20 protein-coding genes and 1 pseudogene are annotated in these 25,629 nt (G+C 49.7%); 9 read left to right on the forward strand and 12 right to left on the reverse strand.

All coding sequences use genetic code 11. The features are described 5' to 3' along the window. Positions 1-1,129: right-handed parallel beta-helix repeat-containing protein (locus ACYU87_RS26810; protein WP_461137086.1), on the forward strand; the 1,129-nt coding region annotated here is incomplete at its 5' end. 294 nt (positions 1,130-1,423) lie between these two features. On the opposite strand, the pseudogene ACYU87_RS26815 reads toward ACYU87_RS26810, so the two are convergent. The 8 genes and pseudogenes from ACYU87_RS26815 to ACYU87_RS26850 all read right to left on the reverse strand — a co-directional run bounded on the left by ACYU87_RS26815 (position 1,424) and on the right by ACYU87_RS26850 (position 10,454). Further along, positions 1,424-2,503: pseudogene (locus tag ACYU87_RS26815) on the reverse strand (NAD(P)/FAD-dependent oxidoreductase). A gap of 179 nt (positions 2,504-2,682) precedes the next feature. Beyond that, positions 2,683-5,259 (reverse strand): amino acid adenylation domain-containing protein, encoded by a 2,577-nt coding sequence (locus tag ACYU87_RS26820; RefSeq protein WP_461137087.1) that lies wholly within the window; start codon positions 5,257-5,259, stop codon positions 2,683-2,685. After that, on the reverse strand, positions 5,217-6,161 hold the full coding sequence (locus tag ACYU87_RS26825; protein ID WP_461137088.1) for a hypothetical protein: 945 nt from the start codon (positions 6,159-6,161) through the stop codon (positions 5,217-5,219). The genes ACYU87_RS26820 and ACYU87_RS26825 overlap by 43 nt, the downstream gene beginning before the upstream one ends. Positions 6,162-6,256: 95 nt before the next feature. Further along, the gene (locus ACYU87_RS26830; protein WP_461137089.1) at positions 6,257-6,562 is read right to left on the reverse strand and encodes a hypothetical protein; all 306 of its coding nucleotides are present in this window, start codon (positions 6,560-6,562) and stop codon (positions 6,257-6,259) included. A 1,601-nt stretch (positions 6,563-8,163) separates the two neighbouring features. Next, positions 8,164-8,616, reverse strand: coding sequence for an RES family NAD+ phosphorylase (locus ACYU87_RS26835; protein WP_461137090.1), 453 nt, complete (start codon positions 8,614-8,616; stop codon positions 8,164-8,166). 2 nt (positions 8,617-8,618) lie between these two features. Then, positions 8,619-9,056: an antitoxin Xre/MbcA/ParS toxin-binding domain-containing protein gene (locus ACYU87_RS26840; protein ID WP_461137091.1), complete on the reverse strand. Its 438-nt coding sequence runs from the start codon at positions 9,054-9,056 to the stop codon at positions 8,619-8,621. Between the two features lie 249 nt (positions 9,057-9,305). Continuing rightward, a complete protein-coding gene (locus ACYU87_RS26845; RefSeq protein WP_461137092.1) occupies positions 9,306-9,623 on the reverse strand; it encodes a hypothetical protein in 318 nt (105 codons plus the stop codon). Positions 9,624-9,791: 168 nt separating this feature from the next. After that, positions 9,792-10,454 (reverse strand): methyltransferase domain-containing protein, encoded by a 663-nt coding sequence (locus ACYU87_RS26850; RefSeq protein WP_461137093.1) that lies wholly within the window; start codon positions 10,452-10,454, stop codon positions 9,792-9,794. A 410-nt stretch (positions 10,455-10,864) separates the two neighbouring features. On the opposite strand from ACYU87_RS26850, the gene ACYU87_RS26855 reads away from it, so the two are divergent. Beyond that, positions 10,865-11,659: an SDR family oxidoreductase gene (locus tag ACYU87_RS26855; RefSeq protein WP_461137094.1), complete on the forward strand. Its 795-nt coding sequence runs from the start codon at positions 10,865-10,867 to the stop codon at positions 11,657-11,659. Between the two features lie 132 nt (positions 11,660-11,791). Next, positions 11,792-12,709: a helix-turn-helix domain-containing protein gene (locus ACYU87_RS26860; protein WP_461137095.1), complete on the forward strand. Its 918-nt coding sequence runs from the start codon at positions 11,792-11,794 to the stop codon at positions 12,707-12,709. A 204-nt stretch (positions 12,710-12,913) separates the two neighbouring features. Here ACYU87_RS26860 and ACYU87_RS26865 read toward each other — a convergent pair whose 3' ends face one another. Continuing rightward, positions 12,914-13,261, reverse strand: coding sequence for a nuclear transport factor 2 family protein (locus ACYU87_RS26865; protein ID WP_461137096.1), 348 nt, complete (start codon positions 13,259-13,261; stop codon positions 12,914-12,916). Between the two features lie 517 nt (positions 13,262-13,778). Between ACYU87_RS26865 and ACYU87_RS26870 the strand changes: the two genes are divergently transcribed. Further along, a complete protein-coding gene (locus ACYU87_RS26870; protein ID WP_461137097.1) occupies positions 13,779-14,579 on the forward strand; it encodes an SDR family oxidoreductase in 801 nt (266 codons plus the stop codon). Between the two features lie 70 nt (positions 14,580-14,649). Then, a complete protein-coding gene (locus ACYU87_RS26875) occupies positions 14,650-15,570 on the forward strand; it encodes a helix-turn-helix domain-containing protein (protein WP_461137098.1) in 921 nt (306 codons plus the stop codon). A 382-nt stretch (positions 15,571-15,952) separates the two neighbouring features. Here the strand turns inward: ACYU87_RS26875 and ACYU87_RS26880 are convergent, their stop codons facing one another. Continuing rightward, complete coding sequence (locus ACYU87_RS26880; protein ID WP_461137099.1) at positions 15,953-16,522, reverse strand: methyltransferase family protein; 570 nt, start codon at positions 16,520-16,522, stop codon at positions 15,953-15,955. 338 nt (positions 16,523-16,860) lie between these two features. Further along, the gene (locus ACYU87_RS26885; protein ID WP_461137100.1) at positions 16,861-17,727 is read right to left on the reverse strand and encodes an SDR family oxidoreductase; all 867 of its coding nucleotides are present in this window, start codon (positions 17,725-17,727) and stop codon (positions 16,861-16,863) included. A 564-nt stretch (positions 17,728-18,291) separates the two neighbouring features. Here ACYU87_RS26885 and wrbA point away from each other — a divergent pair. The 3 genes from wrbA to uvrA all read left to right on the forward strand — a co-directional run bounded on the left by wrbA (position 18,292) and on the right by uvrA (position 23,073). Then, on the forward strand, positions 18,292-18,906 hold the full coding sequence (wrbA, locus tag ACYU87_RS26890; RefSeq protein ID WP_461137101.1) for an NAD(P)H:quinone oxidoreductase: 615 nt from the start codon (positions 18,292-18,294) through the stop codon (positions 18,904-18,906). Positions 18,907-19,642: 736 nt separating this feature from the next. Next, complete coding sequence (locus ACYU87_RS26895; RefSeq protein ID WP_461137102.1) at positions 19,643-20,266, forward strand: hypothetical protein; 624 nt, start codon at positions 19,643-19,645, stop codon at positions 20,264-20,266. Between the two features lie 308 nt (positions 20,267-20,574). Beyond that, a complete protein-coding gene (gene uvrA / locus ACYU87_RS26900) occupies positions 20,575-23,073 on the forward strand; it encodes an excinuclease ABC subunit UvrA (RefSeq protein ID WP_461137103.1) in 2,499 nt (832 codons plus the stop codon). Between the two features lie 145 nt (positions 23,074-23,218). Here uvrA and ACYU87_RS26905 read toward each other — a convergent pair whose 3' ends face one another. Beyond that, positions 23,219-24,292, reverse strand: a complete 1,074-nt coding sequence (locus ACYU87_RS26905; protein WP_461137104.1) for an alpha/beta hydrolase — start codon at positions 24,290-24,292, stop codon at positions 23,219-23,221. A 408-nt stretch (positions 24,293-24,700) separates the two neighbouring features. Between ACYU87_RS26905 and ACYU87_RS26910 the strand changes: the two genes are divergently transcribed. After that, positions 24,701-25,186 carry a DUF2306 domain-containing protein gene (locus tag ACYU87_RS26910; RefSeq protein ID WP_461137105.1) on the forward strand — a complete coding sequence of 162 codons (486 nt, stop codon included), beginning with the start codon at positions 24,701-24,703 and terminating at the stop codon, positions 25,184-25,186. The last annotated feature ends 443 nt before the right edge of the window (positions 25,187-25,629 follow it).

A 25,629-nucleotide genomic window follows, 5' to 3' on the forward strand; every position in this document is an offset into this window, starting at 1 on the left:
TGTCTACTCAAATATTATCCGCATGATAACGGTACAGCTTACGCAAAGCAGTCTTATACGATTGATCGGCAGGAATACGAAGAAAGGTATCGGTTGGATTACCCTTTTGTTGGTCTGCCTGGGGCACGCGCTTTGGGCCCAGGTGATCTATGTGGACGCTCTGAAGGGTGATGATCAGGCTACGGGTTCCGTGAGCCAGCCAGTGGCCAGCTTGCATAAAGCAGTTCAATTAAGCTACCGTCTTTCGGGGGAAGGGGATATCACCATTAAATTAGCACCCGGCCTGTATGTTCTCTCCCAACTCATCAAGATTCAGCCCTCTCAGCGGGCTGATACGACTCGTTTCACCTTGGAAGCGCTCGTCATGCCCGATGACCCGGCCTGGAAACCGGCCAGTATGCCCGTTATTCAGTCCATTTCTGCCAACAACTTAAAGACCTATTTTGAGCACTGTGCTGGGCTGGAAATTCTACGCAACAGGGTGTCGATTCGAGGCGTAAAGTTTGTAGGCAATGCTAATCCGTCGGTTGAGTACTACTATCCCATCGAACGTGACAGCGCCAACTTAAAGGACTTAACCGTATCACAGTGCTTATTTATCGGCGAGCGTAACTGGGCCCCCATCCAAGGTGCTGTCTATATGGAGGGGGCCAACACGGTTCAGGTAGATCATTGTATCTTTTACCACTGTAAGAATGCACTGCTACTCTTCTATTCGGCCAAAGGCTTTTCGCTCACCCACTCTATTATCGACGGGGCCTACGAGTCGGCGATCTGGTATGGGTATAAGAAAGAAGCAGACGCCCCCTTTGTCTTTCGGAATAATATCATTACCGGCAGTGACTACTTCTTTTTAAGCTCGAAAAGCGAAAATCATCCTTTATTTACGTTTAGCAACTCGGTAATTACGGGCAACGTCCATTACATGGGCGTTTATGATAGTGGTCAAGGGCCAACCCCTTACCAGCGCCCTGGTACTCACCAAGAAAGGGGTATTCGGAAAACGGGAAAAGTTGTCCTGAACCAGGTCACCCCGATGGGCATCCCTAGCAACTATCTGCACCCTACGGCTCAATCCGCTGGCTACGATTTAGGCGCTGGGTTGTTCAGAATAAATCCCAAAAAATAGCTAATCCGGTCACTAATCAGTTGTATATAGGGCATCTTGAACCGGGTAGACGGATCAATCCTTCATGTTCAAAGCACGGCAATGAAAACACTTTCGTGGCCAGCATGAGTTATAAAGTAGGGGTTTGAGAGGTTTATTTTTCTTAAAAATCAGGGCTTCATTTAACGCCCGAATTACGTACATGAGAATGTTACATGTCTCAAGTGGGAGCCATTTATGAGATTAATGGTGAAGAGTTAGTTATGCTCTGGCTCAACTAATGCGTTGCTCAACCGTTCTGCAATCTATATCGTCCTATCCATAAAATCTTGTAGGCCGGTAGGGGGACAGTAGAGCATCTTCCTCATCACTCAATAGCTCGCCACTCGCTAGTCGGCCCACTACACTCGCCAGAGTCACCCCGGCATGCATGACCACGATGTACAGACCATCCAGTTGGGCTATTCGCCCAATAATAGGTAAACCATCCTCAGGAATGGCTCGTTGACCAACCACAACTCGCTGTAGCTTAATGGACGCTGCATCTCGCCAGTGGTACTTTATTTTTTCCAGACTGCTCTGGGCCAAGGCTTGTAAATCAGCTGTGGTGGGCTCCTCAACGCTCTCTTCAGCCGCCAGGGTTAGGCGAGAGGAAGCCGGCCGGATTTCCATCCAGGGACTTGACACAATCCGGTTCACAAATGGACTGGAATGCGCAAACGTCAGCAACGTCGCCGGTGATACGCTGATGGGTAAGCTAACACCCAAGCACTGACACAACGCACTCGTGGCAACACCAGTGGCTAAGACGACTCGATCAGCCCGTAGATGACCCGTGGACGTAACCACGCCGATGATCCGAGATCCCTCCGTCATCACTGACAGCACCGGATTATTCAAGTGGATGACTGTACCTGTTTGACGGATGGCTCGAGTCAGCAAGTCGGTGGTTACCTTAGCATCGATCGCTCCTTCGTGTTGGGTATATACGGCCAGCGAAGGTGGGTACTTCAGATTATGCTCTAAAAGGCTTACTTATCGGTGATCAACCAGCTGCACCGGATAGCCAGCCTTAGTCAGCCTACGAGCCATCCGCTCGGTATCGATGGGGTCTTGCCACCATCTCAACGCACCCGACCAGTTTACGTTTAGCTGACCTTTCAGTTCTTTTTCTAGGCGGTGCCAATCAGCCATGGCCTGCTGTCTGAGGGCCAGATAGTGATCGGGTGCCTCCGGGGACACGGTGATCCAGCCGAACGATTGTTGGGTCACGCCACCAGCGGGGTTGGGGGCTTGATCAACTAAAGTAACCCGCGCCTTTTTACGCGCTAAGTGGTAAGCGATGCTCGTGCCCACAATACCGGTTCCAACGACAATAATATGGGGAGAATTCATTGATCTGGAGAGCACACACGAAAGCCATTCGTTGGGCAACCAGTGGTTATGTAAATGTGGTCAGCCGTTTAGGAAGCAGCAAGATAAAGTTACTTCGTCAGTCTCATTCGGGAGCGTTTAAGGAGACGGTTATTTTTAATATCTGATCAATCTAATCACTCGCATACGCTTTCTATAAACTATACTTTTTCTGGCCCCAATAAGGCTTCATGCAAAATGGCTATTAACTGATCAAAATGGCTACCCTCTTGAAACATCTGACCGTGTTCACAAGCCAGTTCAGCGGTTCGTAGTTCACTGACATACTGAGACCATGACTCTTGATGGTGAAAGTAGGCACTCGTATCAGCACACTGAATTAAAAAAACTGGTTGCTTCACATGCGACGGACGCGTCACCAGGGTTAGTAGGCGAGTGGCCGCTTCGGCTCGGTCCCGTTGAGTTAGTACTATGTACTTAGCGTAAAGAAAGCGATAGATGGAGGGAGATAATTTGCGAATCAACCGCATTAGGCGCAACGACCGTTGCTGCCAGACTTCAGTCCCTAGTGTACGCCAGCGGAGGTCTTCACCTGCGGGTGGATGATCGACATAAATAAGTTGTCCGCCGACCCGGCCCTGAGTTTCCCGCCAGTGAACAACTTCGTGAGCAATGGTGCAGCCACTACAAATGCCAACCAGATGAACCTCCGTTGGCAGGTGATCAAACTGAGGTTTAATAAAGTCCAGAAAGGTATCGGTCGATAACGTGCTAAATAGCGTATCTAATGGCTGACTGACCAGGTCCGGATAGTGAATAAGGTGGACACGACCAATCTTTCTTAGCGCTTGAATCAAGCGGTAGCTACCCTCCCGCATTCCGTATATGGGGCGAAAAACCGCAAACGAAAGGGATGACTTCCGGGCATTTAGCCGTGGTGAGTCCGGGGCGGCAGTTAGTTTGGCCAGTAGCTGAGTGGGTCGCATGTCGACGTGAAACCAGGCCGTTGGTAATTCGCGTTGACAATAGCCTTCCAGGTCAACCAGCAGCAGCAAGGCGTTGTACGAAGATCCCCCGCCCTGTCGCCAGCTAGCATCCTGATCATACGAATCCACGGAGGCTGACCGGCACCAGGCCGCTCGTAGCGCCTGCTCGATCTGGCTCAAATTGGTTTGAGTCTTGCTTTCCCGTTGGCGACAGCGAGTAGTGTCAATGTCGATAAGGGCGTTAAAATCTATTTTGAGATTGGGTAAGCGGGGCAATGCCTCAATAATCTCCCACTCGACAGGGATCATGTGCGTGGGGAGATGCTCGGTCGCAAACTGACGCACCTGCTCCATAATAGCCCCATACTCGACTACCACATAAGCCACTAAACAGGTTTGCGTGGGTTGTGATCGCAGCAGTACAGCGGTCTGGAGAACCCCTGGGGCACGCAATAAGACGGCTTCGACTTCGGCGGGTTCAACCCGGTAGCCCGATAGCTTTAATTGTCGATCCTGTCGACCAATAAACTCCAGAAGTCCATCAGGCCGTAATCGACCCAGATCACCCGTTCGGAAGGTACGCAGTGATCCCTGGGTCGTAAACGAGTGGCTGGTTCGTTCATCATCCCGCCAGTAACCCAATGATAAAAAAGCACTGGTCACCACGATTTCGCCAATTTTACCCCGCTCTACTTCGGTGCCCGTCGAATCCACTAAGCGCATAAACCGGTCTGGAACGGCGTATCCGACCGGAATGAGTTCATCGGTCAGGGGCGTTTGATGATCGATGAACCACTGCCGATAGATCGTTGCATTCTCCGTCGATCCAATGCCAATATAGAGTCGGGCCGTCGATGGAAAGCTCGATCGGTATAACGCTACGTCAGCCCGGTAGATCCGATCGCCCGCCAGATAAACAAGGCGGACGCTGGAAAAATAAGCACCACGGGCTACACTCAGAAACCCTCGGAACAACAGGGGTAATGAATGATAGATCGTAATTTGTTGATCTTGAATGAATTGAGCCAGGCCCGGTAGTCCCTGCCGGATCGGGTGGTATAGGTGAACACTGCCCCCGGTTAGTAAAGTACCCAACACGTCTCGAATAGACCCGATTACCGATAAAGAATACAGGAGCGAATGACGATCATCGGCTCCCAGATGAATCGAGTGGACGTACTGAAATACATCATGTAGAACGCCCCGCTGGTGTTGATAGACGCCTTTGGGCTGCCCGGTCGTTCCGGATGTGTACAGAATATAAGCGATATCATTGACGCTCGCTGCCGCCTGATAAACAACGGTATCACCATTGGCATGGGTCTGTTCGAGTGCCAGTTGCGGGATACTCGCCGGAGCCGATTGCAAATCCGACCTATAGCCGATCAACAAATTAACACCCGCGTGTGTGAGCATCGACTCATTACGCTGGGCAGGCACTGCCAGGTCAAGCGGCACATACGGATGTCCCTCTGCCAGTATCGCTAGTAACGTAGCTATTGCTCCGACTGACTTATCCATCCATAAACCAATTGGCACACCGACCGCAAGCTGTCGTGCCCGTAAAGCCTGGGCAATCTGTCGGGTTTGTTCCAGCAGCTGACAATAGGTAAGCTCAACGCCACCATCCACTAATGCGATTCGGTTGGGTTGATGACTGGCTCGTCGCTCAAAAAGAGTATAAATGTCCGTCTCCAGATCCTGAATAGTAAACGCATCAAATTGAATCGTTTCAGGACCGTTATGGTCTAAGGCTGGAGGAGACCCGAATGGCGGGCAGCTTGCTTCCATACATTAATCTGATGATCGGGAAAAGAAAGAGGCAGCACACATTCGCCCATTAAATGACCACCACCGCTAGCCGACGACGGGGAATAGTAGTGCGTTAAAATCTGGTGAGCCTGCTCTACGTCCTGACAGGCAGCCAAAATGGCTGTGGAAAGGCCCGGTAAGTGAGCTTGACTTTCGGGAAGGTTTACGGATGAAGCTCCTTCAGGGGTAGTCGTTCCATAATGAAAACGAGCCTTGGAGGATACTACGCTCAGGGGATTGTAAACGCCCTGTCCGTGCAGGTGAACGATTACATCCTTGAACAGTCGGTTGGCCTCCAGCAGGCAAGGCTGGTCAGTCAAGTCGCTTAACGGACCATGCATACTTGGTGGCAGGCCGTCGGTCCGGGCATGTTGGATGACGTAGTAAAGCTCCTGGATGGATTGACGACTGAACTCTTCCAGAACAAAACACAAGTTGTCAGTCAGCTTCGCCAAGCCAACCGATACCAACTCCGGAAAATCAAGCCAGTGCCGGGTAAATTGGTCTACGCCAGCCAGTTGAATGGCCTGTGATACCGGGCTAAAGACGGTGGCATAGATCGGCTGATGGGGGAAGGCCGCTCGGGTAAGTTGAGCGGCCAATAGTTGTTCTTCCAGCATACGGGGTACGCTGGTCTTGAAATCAGCCAACGTGCCCCAGTCCTGTGGTTTGGTAATCAACGGTTGAACAATCTCCCGACGGCCCAGGGCATCTCCCCGCCAGGCATCGTCAAGTCCATAGCATACCGCTAGCCAACTACCGGCTGGGGTCAACTTGATGTAACCAAAATCAAACTGGTGCTGAAAAGCGATCGTCCGTTGGGCTAGCTGACGACCGTGCTGATCAGCCACCGGATGATGCTTCCAAAAAGAAACGTCCATAGCGTGTAAAGATAAACCTAATTAACTTATTGGTTCATATCATCGACAATTACCCGGGGCAATTGATCGGGGGCATCCATTAGCGCACCAATCAGTTAGAACTCATCCATTAACAGGTTCAGCGAGTACCGGTTATCCTGGTAGAATTTCTGGGCCTGGGCCTGATCGAACGTTTCGAAAAGCAGATCACGTTCGTTAGGATCTGTGTAGTGACTTACGGCGGTGTAAGCCAGTCCTGTGATTTGCTCCAGGCTGATCAGGAGCTGATAGGGGAGGTCAGAACCAGGCGTTTCAGCGGTTGATCGATCAATGGATACGCGTAAGGCGTTAGTGACCAAATACGTTTTCAACTGGGTTTGGCAGTTACTAGCCGGGATTGATGGTAGCGTTTCGAGTGTCATTTTAGCGGCTGATTAAGCCGTAAGTGGGTTAGGAAAGAGATCGGCATCCGGTGGGTGGGGTGTTGGGCAATTAGTGAACCAAAGAACGGGAAAACAGAACCAGTAGTAGCCAAAAAGGCTATGGGCTCCTCCGCTGCGGCAAGGCACCGGAATCCCACGTTTAGCACTAGCCAGCAGGTGGCCGATATTCGTTTGGCTGGCCTTCATTTACCCTGTCGTCTTGGTTCATGTTCTGGCCTTCTGTTGTTTAAGCCGGTTAGCAAGTGAGAACTCGTCGCTGCTCACGACAGCTAGAAGAAACTATGGGGTTTGATGCTTGCAGGGAAAAATAACGGGATGGGCGGCAGCAACTCACCTTCAGCTAAGTGTACTGCTGAGGCAAAAATAACCCATGCTTTATCCGAAACATATACCTGGTAGCAGGTAGAGGGACGCCTTTGTTACCAATAAAGCAGGTTATATCGCGGTTGTTTATTACCAGTCATCAGGTGTATGTTTCTGACTCTAGTGATGTGAACTTTACGGTAGCGATTTCGATGAAACTGATCATCTCATTTTACCATCGATGACAGTTTGTTTCGCGCTAAACCAATCACGTCATAACCGCTAGCCGCCGGTTCGCGGTAACGACGAGCCGCACGGTGGTCACCCTAATTTTCTTTTCACGAAGGAGTTGGCTAGAATTCAGATGAGCACCAGTGATAATTAAAATGTTGCCAAATCCACTAATCAACCCCTCTGAATTTTCCAGACCAAGCCCTGAGTCAATCCCGGCAATACCCAATTGGCTCACTTGGGTAAACAAAATGCCTTGCAACCAGATCATCCGAGAACACGATCCATCCAGGTTGGTAGCTCAGAAATGGTATCTTAATTCACGTCTGATACCGACCAATACCATGGGTAAAGGCACCAAACTATACAGCATCGTCTTCACTACATATTCCCGGTGTCAGCAGGGAAGCTTTTTTGCTGTTAACAACGCAACAATCTTAAGCGATTAGATCAGGTGAATCCGTAATGTAACTGTTGTAGTGAAGGCTTTGAGCGAGAGCCGGGCTATTACACCGGCGTTCTGTACACCAATATCAGTTACGCTTATTATACGGCTCTAATCGTTAGTTGTTTGTGGCCTTTTAAACGATGGTGGAATCAGAAATGAGCTACTTTTCAACTCCTGTTGATCATGTTTCTGATCGTGTTGACACCGATGGTAGTCTTCCAGGTGGCGCGCCTGACGTGGATTAACTTCTTTATAAGCTATGATGCGCACAAGCCCACCCACTGTCCTTGATGGGTTGTATTTATAGTTTAGTACCGTAGCCGCGGAGGGTCGTAATGGCAGATTGTAGCTGGACGGCAGACGGCTCAGGCGGCTATCGTGTTGCAGCCCTGCGTAAATATCACTTGCTTATAATTCAGTGTAATCTGAATCGAGAGTTTTTAAAAGCGTATGCTACTAACTGGGGTTGACAGTTATTAAAACAAGCCGTCCAATTTAACGCCCCATTTCTGAAGCAGATATATGAAGCTTGCTTCGTCTCTTAATAGTGGATTTTAGGGTACTATTTTGATTTACCGTTAGAATCCTCCATCAGCCCTTAAAGAAGCCGGGAATCCCAAAAATAGTCCTCGGTTCTAACCAACTGAACAGACTGACTAAAGTCTGGATGTTCAGTATTGATAATGTAATTGTACTCGTAGATAATGATCGCTGAAGGAACCTTCAAGATCAGACTTTCCTGGCTGGTGTACCAGTTAGACCCAATGGTTTGTAAAGTAGCATAACCCGCCAGAGTTCGCCAGTTGGTAGGAAGCTCTTTAAGTTGAACTGTCCGCATTAGGTAATCATCATCGGCGATGGAGATTACCATCACCTTATAAGAGGAGGTAGGCTGAATGGCTCCCCGGTGAACTACTAGTTCCAGAGAGGACAAGGAACGCGAGGCACCGGTATAAATAACGTGCTGGCCTTTCGTATTCCACCGATTGGCACTGCCTGATGAACGTAAGCTTTGTGCATGAACGTCCTTACTAATTCGAAATACTTCCATCCCTAAACGTTATCTCCGTATTCCATGGCCGTCAACCGATCATCGACAAATTTTATCCCGGTGATCGTGTTTAGATAGGCATTGGGGCTCTTGTTGTCAAAATAAAAGTTGGACCGGTTTAGCCACTGGTCGAATTCTTTTACCGTCTCAAATACCTGAATGCCGTGCTTGATAAGGGCTAACAGTAACAGGACTTGTTCCTTGACGTTTTCCTTGAAGGTCGTTGGGGGCTTTTTGTATTCACGGAAGGTTTTAACGCTCACATTAAGCCAGTCTGAAATGATGGTATCGTTAAAGTCAGTTAAGGTCTTAATAGCATTGACATGTTGCCAGTTGACCTCCCTGGTATACAGCAAGGAGAGGATTTCGCTGTCATTGATGTGGCCAGGCACATCTCTCAGCAAAAGACTTTCGGGTGATAGTGATGCAGTTCGTTTCATCGGATGCTTACTTTCAGCGTCAGCACAAAAATAGGCAATTTTGCCTTTGCTAAGAGGAACAATTTCACTTTACGAATAATTCAGCGGATCCAAATGCGTAGCATACGCATTAAGTTGGACAGAAATTAAAACCAGCGATTTGCGAGATTAGGACAGAAATTATTAATTTCCTGAATGATTAGCTGCTTTTCAGATGCACTGCGGGTTGAAAGCCAGCCATCTAAGCCACGGCTTGTCGAAGGTAACCTGTTACTCTTCGTCGGTCAACGATTTGCCGCTAATCATATAATACAAGTCCGACTCAGATAGTTTAGAGAAAGACCCCGGTGCGCCCTGATGCACCGGGGCGACTTGATAGAGAGGATTGTCGATCGACTCGGTCGATAGTTGCTGGATGGCGTATGTCCGCACCTGATCCGCGCCGATGGACAATTCGACCTCAAACAACAGGGGATCTTCCGAGATAATGGTTAGATGGCTCACGCACGCATTGGTGTTAGCCATAACGGGCGTCTGCTCTCGGTAAGCCGTTGACAGGTAGCGCAGGATCGGGCTTGAGTTTTCCATGATGGGACCAATATACGCAGTAATGTCTTGGGGGTAATAAGCAAGGGAGCTGAATCTAAAATCTAGTGTGTTTATAAAGAGCGTTTTCTTACTTGACCTCATAACATATTGACCAGCTATACAAATTACTGTTGGTGAACCATTTCGTATGAATGGGAGCACTCCCCCTTAGTTGCTTATCGAACTAATACCGTATGAATCATCGGTTGAGCCAGGCTCATTTTTAACCCAGCCTACCACCGCAAATAGCGGATCACTCCAGCCACGTGGGCTACGATCAAGGACCTCAAGTTGGTCGAACAGGCCGGTTTGCTCGTAATACGAACGGACCAACTGCTGATGGCCCAGATCATCGAGCGATTGCCAGATGGCAACGGCCTTGGTCGGAAACATGCGATTGGAGAACACGGTCAGGAACGGACTGCCGGGCCGCAGCACGCGCGCCAGCTCCCGGTAAACAATCACCGGCTGCGTCAGATACTGCACCGACACGGTGACCATGCCACCGTCGAAGGTATTATCGCCGTAGCAGAGGCTGGGTATTTGGTTCAGGTTCTGTACCACGTACTCGGTGAGTTGTGGGTTGGCCTTCAACTCGACCTCGTTCATGCCCAGTCCGGCCACGCGTCCGTAGGGTATGTTGGTCGGCAGGTGGCTTACCCAACTGCTCATTAGATCGAGAATGTTGCCGCCAGCGGGCAAATACTCCGCATATAAGTTGGTGGTGGCCCGGACGGCGGCCTCGTCGATGTGGTTGACCAGGCGGGGCTGCCCGTAAAATTGCCGGTCGTCGGTTTCGTCGTAGCGTTGAAATGGATTAGTAGCGGTCATAAAAAGCAGGTAACTGATCAGGAGCCTAACCGATCGTTTAGAGGGGATGTTTTGCCGGATCAGGCGTAAAACTGATCAAGAAAAGAGCGAACTTACCCACCCTACTTGGGGGTATTCGGTAAAAGAGGGTTACCGTTATTGAATTCGGAGCCTTTTTTGAGATGACAGAACAACTTTACGCCTAAAAGAGCTTACCATTCCGTCGTAACGACTAACTAGCCGATTGAATTCTTCTGATCCACTGCCTACCATCCTCACATGAGGATGCCAAGGTGAGTTTTGACTAAACTAATCCGAAATTTGGCTAAATCCGTTTCGACAGCCAGGCCCACCTTTGCTCAAACAAACACTCAGTTATAAATAGGATTGAGCACAACGTTTGAACCAATTTATGCAGACTTATGAATCAGATGGAAAGCAACCAATATCAGTACCAGGATCTGGCCGGTAAAACGGCTTTGGTAACGGGCGGTACCAAAGGCATTGGCAAAGCTATTGCGGATAAGTTAAGTCAAGCAGGAGCCCAGGTTATCATTACAGCCCGTCATCACCCCGGGGAGACCAATTTGGCCCATCATTTTATTGAAGCCGATATCATCCAGCCTCAACAGGTAGACAAGCTGGCCCAAACCATCAACGAAACGTTTGGGGGCCTTGATATGCTGATCAACAATGTTGGCGGAGTGACTGCGCCCGGTGGGGGATTTGGTAGCTTAACGGACCAACACTGGGAGAGCGAGTTGCAATTTAACTTGTTGACTGCCATTCGGCTGGATCGAGTGCTGTTACCGAACATGATCCAGAAAAAAAGCGGGGTAATTATTCACGTTTCGTCGGTGGCTGGTTTAAAGCCCGTGTGGTATCACAATTTGGCATATGCCGTCTCAAAAGCGGGGCTAAATGCGTATAGCAAAGCCCTGTCAAATGAACTTGCCCCCAAAGGCATACGCGTGCTGACCGTATCCCCAGGGGCGACCAACACGCCCCTGATGCAGCAACTCATCCAGAATTTTGCAGCCACTTCCGGCTTAAGTGCTGAGGAAGCCTTTCAACGAATGGCCACGCAAGCTGGCGGCATCCCAATGGGTCGAATGGCAGAACCCGAGGAAGTCGCTTCGCTGGTTCATTATCTTGTTTCACCAGCCGCATCCTACTTGACCGGCGCTAACTATTTGATCGATGGGGGTACTGTGCCAGTGGTATAAAGCTGATGAATGGATGAAATGTATGCTTCCTCCCTGGACGGGCGGGCTCACACAACTCATGAATGAGGGCAGAAGCAAATCAAAACGTACGGGGCGAGCTCGTGCCGGACATAACAAATGAAGACTGAGTCGATGAAACGCTTTAAGACCATTAGCGAGTTGCTCCGATTCCGCCAACTGCCCAAACCTGGTCATCCGCTGATCAGCGTCTTCAGGCTGGATTCAGTTGAGCGCTCCAGGCTGAGTGAACCGGCGTCTTGGTGCTACGATTTCTATGCAATAGGCCTCAAACACGTCGCTAATGTTCAGCAAATCAAGGTCAAATACGGTCAGCAGACTTTTGATTATGATGAGGGTATTTTGTCCTTCGTGGCACCTAACCAGGTGATGAGTCTTTCCCTAGATCCGGACGCGGTACAACTCAAACAATCGGGGTGGATGCTACTAATCCACCCCGATTTTCTGTGGAACACCCCCTTGGCCAACACGATCAGCCACTACGATTTCTGGGACTACTCGGTGCACGAAGCCTTATTTCTCTCCGAAGCGGAAGAGGCCGTATTGGCTACGATCCTTCAAACGATTCAGCACGAGTGTCGTACCAACCTGGATACCTTTAGTAAGCGCATTATCCTCTCACACCTGGAAACGCTACTGAACTATGCTGATCGATTTTACCATCGGCAGTTTATCACCCGGGAGAAGGCCAATCATCAGCTTCTGGAACGGATGGAACGCGAGTTGAGCGATTCGTTTAGCCAACGGGATCTACGGGCCAACGGCTTGCCTACGGTGGGCTACTTGGCCGAGGCCTTACATGTATCGCCCAAATACTTGAGCAGTATGCTCAAAGTGATCACGGGTCAAACGGCCCAGCAGCATATTCATGATAAACTGATTGAGCGGGCGAAAGAAAAGCTGTCGACTACCGAGTTAAGCATCAGTGAGATTGCCTATGAGTTAGGCTTCGAACATCTGCCTTCGTTTAGCAAGCTCTTCAAAGCCAAAACCGCCCAAACTCCATTGGCCTTTCGAGCCTCCTTTCGGTAAGCAGTGTTGCCGCCAAGTTTACTTGATTAGGTAGATAACTCACGCGTACCTTAAAACAGCTGAGTGCATAGCAGATACATACATGCTGTCTATTCCCCAATAGAAGCCTTTACTGAGAATATACCATTTGGAATACCAGGTTTACATCTTATAATTCTCAAACGCCATAAGTAGCATACGCAACGAGTTCAATCAACTGTGCTTTCAGATTAATTCAATATCCATCCGTTCTATCAACTCACCTTGTAAGGTGTAAACGTGCTTGACGAGGCCATCAAATAGCACCTTGCCTTGCCAATCTGTCACGAGTTGATGAAGCTTAACCTCGATTGTCCCCGGCTGACCTAAAGTGATGTCAATGGGCGTCACAATCGGATTGATCTCCGTCCATTGTCGGGTCCAGTAGGCGCTTATTTCATCGTACCCACGCACATACCCTCCTTCAAACGCTTTTGGCCATTGTACATCCGGGTGCATGTGGGCAAGAACAGCCTGATGCCGTCGAGCGTTAAAGTCTTGGTAAAGTTGACGAAAAATTGGCTGGTAGTCCATGGATCAATCAGTAGGCTTCGGGGTTTGATAACGAAACCAAAGATAAAGCCAATCAATGCGTACGTGACATCGCTACTGGTTGAGACTTTAACAGATCTACTGGAGAACGTGTTTACTGGAATGGCTAATAAATGATCATTCATTGGCCATTCCAGTATATTCATCAGGAACGACAGGTATATACTGGCTGGCTATGGATACTGACGGATGGTCAAACTAAGGGCATTGATCCGGCTTTACTATTAACTGCCCTGGCAAAGCTATACTATGGTTGACAGAAAAATGAAACTGTAAGTAAGTGAACAGCCCGTGAAGAGGCATTTTATTAAGAGATCTATTTCATGGACGTTAGAACCCCGTTTATCGCACACGGGAGCATTTTACGATACACTAGCTTTTTAATATTTGTTAAACACAAACATACGCCTTACCATTTTGACTACAAGATACACCACTTTCACTACAGCCGGTCAGCGTTAGCGTAGGAGCTTTGTCACTCGAAAATAGACGAGAAGAGATGACAAAGACCATTTTTATTACGGGCGCTTCGGCTGGAATAGGTAAGGCAACAGCAAAACTGTTTGCGGCTAAAGGTTGGCATGTGATCGCGACCATGCGCAAACCCGAAAACGAAAAAGAACTCAACGAGCTAGACAATGTAACGCTGCTTCCACTGGATGTTACCGATAGGAAACAGATTAAAGAAACAGTACAAAAGGCGCTGGCGCTGGGTCTTGTCGATGTGGTGTTCAACAATGCCGGTTATGCGGTGCTGGGTGCCCTGGAAGCCATCAGCGACGAGGAGATCGTTCGGCAGATGGACACCAATTTTCTGGGCGTCGTTCGGGTAACCCAGGCGTTTATTCCCTACTTCCGGGAGCGGAAAGCCGGCTTATTTATCACCACTGGGTCTTCGGCTGGTTTGATGGGTTTTCCCCTCAGCTCCATGTACGATGCCAGCAAGTGGGCCCTGGAAGGCTGGAGCGAAAGCCTCTCGTTTGAATTGAATGAATTTGGCATTGGTATTAAAACCATCGAGCCTGGCCTGGTGGCTACCGAGATTGGTGATCGGTCCGTTTTTGCGGCTCACCCGGCTTACCAACCAATCATGAATAAATTTATGGCGATGATAACGCCCGACAAAGCCGTGTCTACCGCCGGGCAAATTGCCGAAGTGGTCTATGGAGCCGCTACGGATGGCACAACCACCTTACGCTACGTATGTGGCGAAGACGCAAAAGCCCTGTATGCCCAACGTCTTGCCGTAGGCGATGAGGTGTTTAGAGAAGGGTTGAAACAAATACTTGCCGACGCCTAAGGATCATGTCAGGAATTGCATGCCGGTACATTGCGTTAACAGCGTGTACCGGCATCAACCGGATAGAACTATGAAAGCAGATCATAAACAAAAACCGCGCATCTACCAGTCTATTAGCGATATGCAACGGGCTTTTGGCTTACCCAAGCCCCTGCATCCGCTGATCAGCCTGCTGGACTACGGCCAGGTGCAAATTACCCCGCAGATGCTGGCACCTCCCTTCGTTATGGACTTCTACAACATTACCTACAACGAATCGGCGGGTTGTAAAATGCGATACGGGCAAACGACGTACGATTTTGATGAAGGCGGTATGTTTTTTACTTCACCCGGTCAACCCTTAACCGGTCTGCGAACAGCAGAGTCCAGTTCAGGATTCACCTTGTTAGTCCATCCCGATTTTTTACGGAACTATCCGTTGGCTACCAAGATCAAGAGCTACGGTTTTTTCTCGTATTCAGTCACGGAATCGCTACACCTCTCGGATAAAGAAAAAAAGATTATTACCGCTATGGCGAAGAACATCGGTGACGAGCTGGAAACAGCGATCGACGATCTGAGTCAGGATGTATTGATCGCGCAACTAGAGCTTCTGTTAAACTACAGTCAGCGATTCTACCAACGCCAGTTTAGAACCCGTAAACCGATCAATAGTGCGTTGCTGGAAAAGGTAGATAGGCTACTGGAGAGCTATTTTACCAAGGAGACTGCCTTGCTGAGCGGATTGCCAAGCGTTCAGTTTCTTTCGGACGAATTACAGGTTTCGCCCCGCTATTTAAGTGACCTGTTGCGCTCGCTCACCGGACAGAATACGCAGCAGTACATTCACCATAAACTCATCGAGAAAGCCAAGGAAGTATTGACGATCAGCAACCTGACTGTAGGCGAAATCGCGTATCAGTTGGGTTTCGAACACCCGCAGTCATTTAGCAAATTATTTAAGTTAAAAACGAATCTGTCTCCGCTGGAATTCCGGCAGTTGTTTAATTGACAGCGCTTAAGCGATTATATTTAGAAAATTAATCACCCCTTTTAATCCGTCAAAGCTTAGTTGTAGCCTATGCATTGGGCGTAACTCCCTCGCTACTTCATAAAGACTTCCTGCTGGTTAACTTCAGGGGATTTTCAATTGTATAAATGGCTCGCTGTTCAATTAGTTTTGCCCATCTGGGTAAAATCAGTCGATAAGGTCGTGATGCCTGCCCCCTCGTTTCACTTGGGAGCCTTTACTAAGATGGTGTGCTTTCCACAGGGTTACAGTAGGTGTGCACAAAAAATAGCCAACCCGCTTAAAAAATCTTCTTGGTAGATGTCTCCAATCGGGGAATTCAGTTGTGGCAATCCCTGTCCCTGTATCCCTCGCCAATTACAACTCAGTAGAGGAACGGAATCAGACGCCAAGTATGCTGACTATAGGCAGCGTAGCCAGCAAGTACTTGCCTTAAGAACTGTTCTTCCCGGCTTATTTTCACTGCATAGGTTCCACACAAGACCAGTAAGCCCAGCAAGCTTGATAAGCTGGGCTGATACAGGGTCGTACCGAACGCGGCCGAGAGGAAACCCGTATACATCGGATTACGAACGTAACGATAGGGACCCCTAGTCACTAAGGTCTGGTTTTGGACTTGCTGAATGGCCCCACTCCAGTTATCGGCCAGCACCTGGCGGGCCCAGGCCCCCAACAGCATGCCCATCAGCATCAACCCCATGCCTACTAAGTGAACCCAGTGGGGCAACCCTAAAAAAGGTTTGTTGAACGCCATGGGTAGTGGATTTAGAAGCAGGATGAAGGAAAGCACGACGAGTGCCACATGGATTCGTCGATACCAACTCGTGTCCGTTTGCTGTTGTACCGGCACTCGTCGGCGGGTTATATATCCCCAAATGGCCCAGCCAAGCCAAAAAATGCCCCATGTAATTGGAGCAAAGTAAGTGATGCGCATCGTGGCAGATTTATTGCGTACAACTCAGGTAACTGAGGTGGCTGTAAATTTGTGTTGTATACCAACTACATTGATACCGTCCGATGGCCTGCTGCGTGAAGCGGTCTAGTAAAAGAGCCAATGAATGTGGCCGGTTTAGCGACCGCGTGGCTTGGTTAAAAGAGCGTTTACTGAAACACTGGCTCGTAATATCTGGCCAACTCTATCCGCAGCATGCGGTTGGCTACATACTCCTTGGCTTGGTCATCGATGCTCAAAACCGACCCAATAAAGAAAGGGGCATGAACAAGAGGAAACCATAGTATCCCCTTATTCATACCTCTACAAAATGTTGTTAATCAGGCATTTCCGCCATTGACATCCAACAAACTTCCCGTGATGTAAGACCCATCGCTGGAGGCCAGCAAGACATAGGCAGGGGCCAGCTCTTCGGGCTGACCGGGCCGCTGCAGAATGGTTTTACTGGCCGCTTCTGCCACGCCTTCAGGACCCATACCCGCCCCCGGAAGGAAGGGCGTGTAGATCGGCCCGGGTAACACCGCGTTGACCCGAATCTTTTTCTCGCCTAATTGGGTGGCCAGCGACATCGTAAAGGCATGAATCGCGCCCTTCGTTGAGGCATAATCAACCAGTTTAGGCTGGCCCTGTTTACCCACAATGCTGCCTGTGTTGATGATCGAAGCACCCTCTTTCAGATGCGGCATGGCGGTTTGTACCATAAAGAAGTATCCTAGTATGTTGGTGTGGAACGTGCGAACCAGTTGCTCTTCGGTAATGTCTTCAATGTTTTCGACGATGTGCTGGTAAGCCGCGTTGTTCACCAGAATATCCAGTTGCCCGAACTGAGCCACCGTTTTATCGACAATGTCCTGACAGTTGGCTTTACTTCGTACATCGCTTGGGATAGTCAGGCAAGTGGAGCCAACCTGCTCAGCCAGCCGCTTGGTTTCCTGAGCATCTACTTCCTCTTCGGCCAGATAGGCAATCGCTACGTTTGCGCCTTCTTTAGCAAAGGCGATGGCCACCGCCCGGCCAATACCCGAATCACCCCCGGTAATGATGGCAACTTTACCTTTCAGTTTACCCGCTGCCTGGTAGTTGTTCAGGTCGCTGGTAGGTTCGGGTGTCATCTTCGCCTGGATGGCGGGGAACTCCTGTATGTCACTTTTAAGCGCTTCTGCTTGGGGATAATCAATAGGTTGCATGAATGAGACTGGTTTACTTGGATTGGATACTGACTTGGTTTCAATTACTAATCCGCTTGCGGACCGATATTGTTTGCTAACCGATAGTATTTGGGCCAACCGTCGATCACTACGGGAGTGGGGCATAAACCAAAAAGAGCCAGGCCGCTGGAGGGGGTAAATTTTCGACCCTTGCGGTAGGCCGCTTTTGGCTAACGAGTAAATAGTAGATCTCAGTCCAAACAGTGCTTAGTGAGGTAATCACGGCTTTCACTAGCGAACACGTTAGGTGTTTCGTACCGTAGTGGGGGGTAAAATCTGTCACTAGTCCTGCAGAGTTCGCTTCTCACGTTGGATCGTTTATTAAGAAGCAAAACTTTACGCCGATCGCAACTGGTCAACAAGTAACGCATCGGAGAGCTGGTAAGTTTGACGAAAACTATGGCTAAGCGAAGTTATCAAACCACCGAGTGGTAACGATGTAGTGGGATTGCTATGACCGCTTATCGCTTAGCTTAAACAACGCCATTCGACAATACGTTGATGAGGCTCATGAGTTCATGCGCATCATCTTAAACCATTTTTATGAAAACCCTTGTCGTTTTTTACTCTACCTATGGCCACGTGTGGACGCTGGCCGAAGCCATCGCCGAAGGAGCTCGTCAACTTGAGAATAACGAGGTAATCGTTAAACGCGTACCCGAAACATTGCCCGCCGAGGTGCTGGACAAAACGGGGGCTACCCAAGCTCAAAAGGCTTTCGCTCATGTGCCCATTGTTACACCCGCGGAACTGGTTGAGTATGATGCGATTCTATTTGGCACCCCCACGCGTTATGGTAACCTCTGTGGCCAAATGCAGTCTTTTATGGACAGTACGGGCAGCCTGTGGGCCACGGGGGCTTTAGTTGGGAAGGTAGGCGGAGCGTTTGTCAGCACGGCCACCCAGCACGGGGGTCAGGAGGAGACCATTCGCGCCTTCCATACCGAGCTGCTTCACCACGGTTTTGTGATAGTAGGCTTACCCTACGCCTGGCAGGGTCAAATGGGTCATGCGGAGGTAACCGGCGGCACACCTTATGGCGCAAGCACGGTCGCGGGTGGCCAAGGCGAACGCCAACCCACCGCCAATGAGTTAGAAGGGGCTCGTTTTCAGGGCCGACACACCGCTGAAATAGCCCGTAAACTGGCTCTTAAGTAGGAACAAAGTTGGCACATTTAACAACATACAGCCTATTGGGGTGCCCCAATAGGCTGTATGTTGTTAAATGTGCCTCTTGCCCATAAACTACTTTATACAACTTAGCGGGTTAGAGGCATTTAACTTTTCCTTACCCATCGGCCGATAAGCCCCCCTAGCATTAATAGAACCTTATTTGATATTGAGAATTGACATTTAATTTTCACTTGTCTGCTCAATTTCATATCGGATAGCCGCTTCAAGTGTATCCAGATGGATGTCATTTAACCTTTTGAACTTAATGCAATAGCCGCTCACGGTATCGATCGCACCTGAATATGAGCACAAAACGCTTTTTTTAATTACAGTAACCAGGCCTAGCCGTTAGACGGCTAAGCCGAAGCCGAAACACAGAATTACTACCTCCCTTTTTAATTCACCCCGTAAGATGGTTAAGAGGACAGACGACCGCCCATTTCCAGACGGGCTCCCCTTCGACCAACTAGCATTAGGTATTTCCCCAAACTTATTCCTGCTCGTTCAACGCGCATCAGTACGCAGTCGGCGCTGGTTGAACACACGCCACGGATAGCGCTGAGATTAAAGAAGGTTAATGTTGCCCAACTTTCAAAAACTGGTAATATTGTCAACTGGTACGAAGACCTCAGGCTGGCAATGGCAGAACAGGCAACGGCAGCAAAAAATAGCAGTTGTCAGTTTATTGGTGACAGGCCATGACGGATACCTAAATTTCATAATGAAACTATCTTTGTTTGTTCTACTTAGTGCTATCAGCCTGTGTTCGGCTTACGCCCAGTCAACGGCAGATTCTGCAGCCACCCGAGCTAATAGCCTGAAAATTAACCCTCTGAGTCTCGTTGTCGGTGACGTATCTGTATTTTATGAACGGATACTGACCAAAAGCGCTTCACTGGTGGGTGGTGTAGGTTTCGGTTCGGAAACATTTGAGTATCACAACGCCAATAACCCCTTGCCGAGATTGTTTCACTATAAGCGGGTTACGTTGGAATACCGGCACTATTTCCATCGGCGCCCTTTGTCCCCCACTGGCTTTTACGCTGGCGTATACGGTCGCTATTCGGGGCTCACGCTCGACGACTATCGGTTCGACAATCAGGGTACTATTATTCGAGACCCGAGCGGTGGGTTAGTCAGGGCTATCCAGCAGCTCTACGTGTGGATGCCCGGCGCTATGGCTGGTGTGCAGACAAGTACACCGCGAGTAGTGGTCGATTTGTTTTTGGGCCTCCACTATCAACTACCGACCAGCAGTCCCCCTCTGAAGGCAGTCCTGCCGGAACAGATGAGCCGGAAAGGGTTTACACCCCGCTTTGGGCTGACCTTGGGCTATCGGTTTTAATGATGAGATCGTGTCAGGTCTGACACCCAGCCAACGAATACGATTTTTTACTCACCAGTTTGTTATTGGGCTAACTGCGTTAAATCAACCGATAAAAAATCCATTGGATGCGATTAAAAAAAAGGATACAAATCACGGTCCGCCGTTGCCGTTACGGTCACGACTTGAGGAGTCGCACCTCAGCCAAACGCCCGTTTTCCTGAGGCAACACTTAATGGTAGGTTGATTAGCTGAATCAAAACCTGATTCGTCATTCAACAAGGACGAACTATTTGCGGTTACCCAAGGAAAACTCACCTACAAACAACGTGAACTCTCCTTCTGAACAGGACCATCAGGGCTTCGTCCGCGTGCGCGGGGCCCGGCAGCACAACCTTAAAAATATTGACGTGGTCATTCCCCGGGACGCACTGGTGGTGTTTACGGGCATTTCCGGTTCTGGAAAGTCATCCCTGGCCTTCGGTACGCTTTACGCCGAAGCGCAACGCCGGTATTTAGAGTCGGTATCCCCCTACACCCGGCGACTCTTCAACCAGATGGCGGTTCCCGAAGTCGACGCCATCGAAGGCTTACCTCCGGCCGTTGCCTTACAACAGCAGCGCGGTACACCAACCACCCGCTCGTCGGTAGGCAGCGTCACTACGCTCAGTAACCTAGTGCGGATGCTGTATTCCCGGGCCGGTGACTATCCTCCAGGCCAGAGTATCCTGTACGCGGAATCTTTTTCAGCAAATACATCCGAAGGAGCCTGTCCGACCTGTCACGGGCTGGGCAGCGTTTACGAGGTTACCGAGGCATCGATGGTCCCTGATTCCTCATTGACCATTCGGCAGCGGGCGGTGGCGGCCTGGCCACAGGCCTGGGGCGGCCAGAACTTGCGCGACATTTTGGTGTCGCTGGGCTATGATGTCGATAAACCTTGGCAGGAGCTTCCCCGGAAGCAACGTGATTGGATTCTATTCACCCAGGAGCAGCCCGTTGTTCCTGTGTATCCCGGTTACACTCCCGAGCAAACCCGGCGGGCCGTTGAACGAAAGGAGCTGCCCGATTACATGGGTACTTTCAGCAGCGCCCGGCGGCACGTGCTGCATACCTTCGCCAATACCCAAAGTCAGTTGATGAAAAAGCGGGTATTAGCCTTTATGCTTCAAACCCGCTGCCCGACCTGCCAGGGGAAACGGTTGCGGCCTGAATCGCTGAGCGTCACCTTTGCGGGCCTGACGATCACAAACCTGTCCGAACTACCTCTCAAGCGCCTAACGACGCTTCTCCAGCCCTATATCGATAACCCGAAAGAAGCTCAGCCCGAGCGGGCGGAAGTGATTCGCCGAATCACCGCTGATCTGGTGGCCCGCCTTCAGGTGTTACTTCAATTAGGTTTGGGATATTTGTCCCTGGAACGGAGCACGACGACGCTCTCACCAGGTGAACTGCAACGGCTGCGCCTAGCCACGCAGCTTTACTCGAATCTATTTGGGGTGGTGTACGTACTGGATGAACCCTCAGCCGGCTTGCACCCATCAGACACAGAAGCGTTGCTTTCGGCACTAGCGGGCTTAAAACAGGCGGGTAACTCCTTATTTGTTGTTGAACATAATTTGGATGTGATCCGGCAAGCTGATTGGCTGGTCGATGTCGGACCGGGGGCCGGTGAGCTAGGCGGGCAAATTCTCTACAGCGGCCCACCGGCAGGTTTAGCTACCATCAACGCATCGCAGACCCGACCCTATTTGTTTGGCTCGCAAAAAGGCTCCTGGGCATCACCCCTTCCCCCTTTGAACTGGCTTCAATTGGTCGGGGTAAGCCGGAATAATTTACTGGCGCTGGATGTGGCCATCCCCCTGGGTCTGCTGACGGCGGTGACCGGCGTGTCGGGTTCGGGCAAGTCCAGCCTGATTAGTCAGGTGCTGGTCGAACTCGTGGCGGCTCATCTGGGGCAGTCATTAATTGATGAGGACGAAGCAGGTTCTTTAGAAGAGGAAAGGTCGTTTCCTACGGGTGGTACAATCACCAGTGGCCTGGAGCGAATCAAGCGTCTGGTCCGGGTGGATCAACAGCCCATTGGCCGCACTCCCCGCTCCAACATGGCCACCTATACGGGCCTTTTTGACGCGGTCCGAAAACTGTTTGCCGCCACGCCAATGGCCCACAAGCGGGGCTACGATGCTGGTCAGTTCTCATTCAACGTGGCTAAAGGCCGATGTCCACACTGTCAGGGGGAGGGTTTTGTGATGGTTGAACTCTTATTTCTGCCCAGCATTTATAAACCCTGCCCGGTTTGCCAAGGCGCCCGCTACAATGACCAGACCCTGGAGGTTCGATACCGACACAAAAATATAGCTGAAGTGCTATCCCTCACGGTCGACGAAGCGCGCTCTTTTTTTGAGAAAGAACCGATGGTTCTGCGTCCACTAACAGCGCTGGGCGAAGTGGGGCTGGGGTATCTGCGTTTGGGACAGCCCGCCACCGAGTTATCGGGCGGAGAAGCCCAGCGCATCAAGCTGGCTACCGAGTTGCAACGCACCAACAACGGCTCCACACTTTACGTCCTCGATGAACCCACCACTGGCCTGCATCCGGCGGATGTGGACAAGCTGCTGGGTCAGCTTCGTAAGCTAGTGGCAGGCGGCAACACGGTTATTGTGGTCGAGCATAACATGCGCGTTGTTGTGGCCAGCGATTGGGTCATCGACATGGGCCCGGGCGCTGGTGATGAAGGCGGTCAGGTAGTGGCCCAGGGGCCTCCGCTAGCCGTGGCGCAACACCCTGCCAGCCGCACCGGGTCGTATTTAAGGTCGTATGTGTAGTATAGTATGACCAAGTTGATAGAAGGACTGTTTAAGTAAAGGTGGCTAGCTACTCGTTAATGATCTGTTTCATTAAATACCCTATTTACGGGTATGAGATTTTCATACCTCTCAAGTGGGAGCGTTTAGCGAAATAAGCAATAGCTTACTTTTTAACCGAAGTGCTTACGGTGTCTGAGATAGTCCCCAATAACTTCTCTCGCAGTAAGGCATGAAACTTTTGGGGTTCCTCAAAGCAGAGGTAATGAGCCGACTCTTCGAACCAAATGACTTCTTTCACTGGCGCTTGCAACGATGCGCCATAGTCGGCTATCACGTGCGAAGGGAGGTGATTGTCATAACGACCTAAACAAAAATAAACCGGCACGTTGACCATGGGGATTTGGCGTTTCAAATCAATCGTGGGCCAGATAGCATGATCCATCGGCGAATTTAAACGAGCTATCTTCTTAATTTTCAGGTAATCCAACAAGTTATATTCCTTGGACCGCCACAGGATTCGATAAAATGTTCCCCCAAGGTCCTGGTGATAGTCACCCCCATATTTTTGCACCAAGTTTCGTTCCTGTAGGGTAGCCTCAAATCCGCCTTTGTAGACTCCATGAACCGGTGGTCCGATTTGCTTTAAGGTGCTTAAAGCAGCGGTATCCCCTCGTTGTTGAGCCTGATTAAGGCTGAACTCATAGGACACCCGTTCGCTACGCGGGCCGTCGGTGATGGGGGAAACCGCTACAAAGGCCGCGTAATCGGTAGGGTGCCTGTTAATGACGTGTAAGCCCAGAAAACCGCCCCACGAATGCCCCACCAGAAATAGTTTATCTTGATTGAAGTGCTTCTTTAGCCAGGAAGTCAATTCATGAGTATCGCTGATAAACTGATCTAGTGTCATACTGGCTGGTGCTATACGCGGGGAATACGACTTTCCCGATCCCCGTTGATCCCAGTAGACGACTACAAACTGCTCTTCTAAGGCGGCACTATGATGCATATACAGGGGCATGGCTACGTTACCGGGTCCTCCATGCAACCACAACAGGATAGGCTTCGCTCGATCTACTCCCCGTATGGTGAGGAACTGTTTACTGCCATTAATTTTTAGTCGTCGGATTTCGGCAATACTATTGGGTAGCTTTTTGCCATCGGTGGTTTTAAAGGGTTGGGTAGTGCTACAAGCGGCACAGTAAATGACCAACAAGAAGTAGACAGTTTTCCTCATCATGGCTGAAATCTGGTGAATTAGTAAAGCCAAGATGCAGAAAACAATACTTTGGTTGCGAAGTGATTGACTTAATGAAAAGCAAGCGTTCTAGCCTAAAGAACCACCTTTCGATTAGGAGACATACCACAAATTGAGTTCATCTTATTAAACGCCCGAATTATAAACACTCTATCGTCTCAACTGGGAGGGTTTGTTGAGATTAATTCAACGTGTTCAAAAAAATACATTGTTTGATTACAAAGGATGGATTTGGTAAATAAAACTCAGCCTAAGCGGAACACGAGCGAAGTTCACGCTACAAATTGACCCATTGACATGTCAATAAGCCAGGTTAGTCCTAAATAATCCGGTAGAGAGCGATGCCAAGACCTATTTTTGTCGCATCAGTTCATTCCCTCATTTCTCCTTATGTTTCACTCTACTGCCGGTTTGGTTCATCTGTTAGCGGCTTTACTGGCCATCCTAACCGGTAGCCTTGTTTTTCTGAATACCAAAGGGGAGTGGCTCCACAAGCAATTAGGATACGCCTACATCGTTAGTATGCTTACCTTGAACCTGACCGCTTTCCAAGTGTATCATTTAACCGGTAAATTCGGTCCCTTTCATTGGCTAGCCGCCATGAGCTTAGTGGGGTTGGCTGGGGGAATGCTTCCCGTCTTTCTGCGCAAGCGGATTCCCAACTGGATTTATTGGCATTACAATTTCATGAATTGGTCGGTGGTGGGGCTGTATGCGGGTTTTTGGGCCGAAACCTTCACCCGCCTGCTGCCGATGGGTCAGTTTTGGCCCGTTGTCGTTCTTTCGATGCTGCTAACAGCGCTAGCAGGGGGCTACCTAATACGGCGGCATGCTATTCGGCTCCCCCATTGGTACTCCCCCCGAACTACACAGTAGCTAAAAGATAGGTACTAATTATCCGTATACAGGTGTTCATTCTGTTAAGTCGGACTGCCGGATCGGAAAGATTGAGCAAAACAGTCACTAATGCGCAGTTTCATACACTAATAGAGTTACTAGCTACGCCCGATTTTTGAAGCAGATATACACAGCCTTTTTTCGTTTCAATGAGAATCCTTCACTCGAACGACTATTCATCCAGCAATGCTGCTTTTTTACAGTTGACTTACTGTAAAAAAGCAGTTACCTTTGTTGGTAAATAATTATTCTTATGGCTACTCTCTCTCAGCCGCCTGCTCAAGGTTCCTCACCCGCTTCATCAAGGCGACGCCTTACTCAACCAGGCGGGCCAGCAAAGACCCCTTATCAACCCCAACGAGCCACTAGCTTCGCCATCATTGAACAAGCCCAAAAGGGCGTGCCAACTCAGCAAGTGGATC

Source organism: Spirosoma lituiforme (assembly GCF_054776635.1).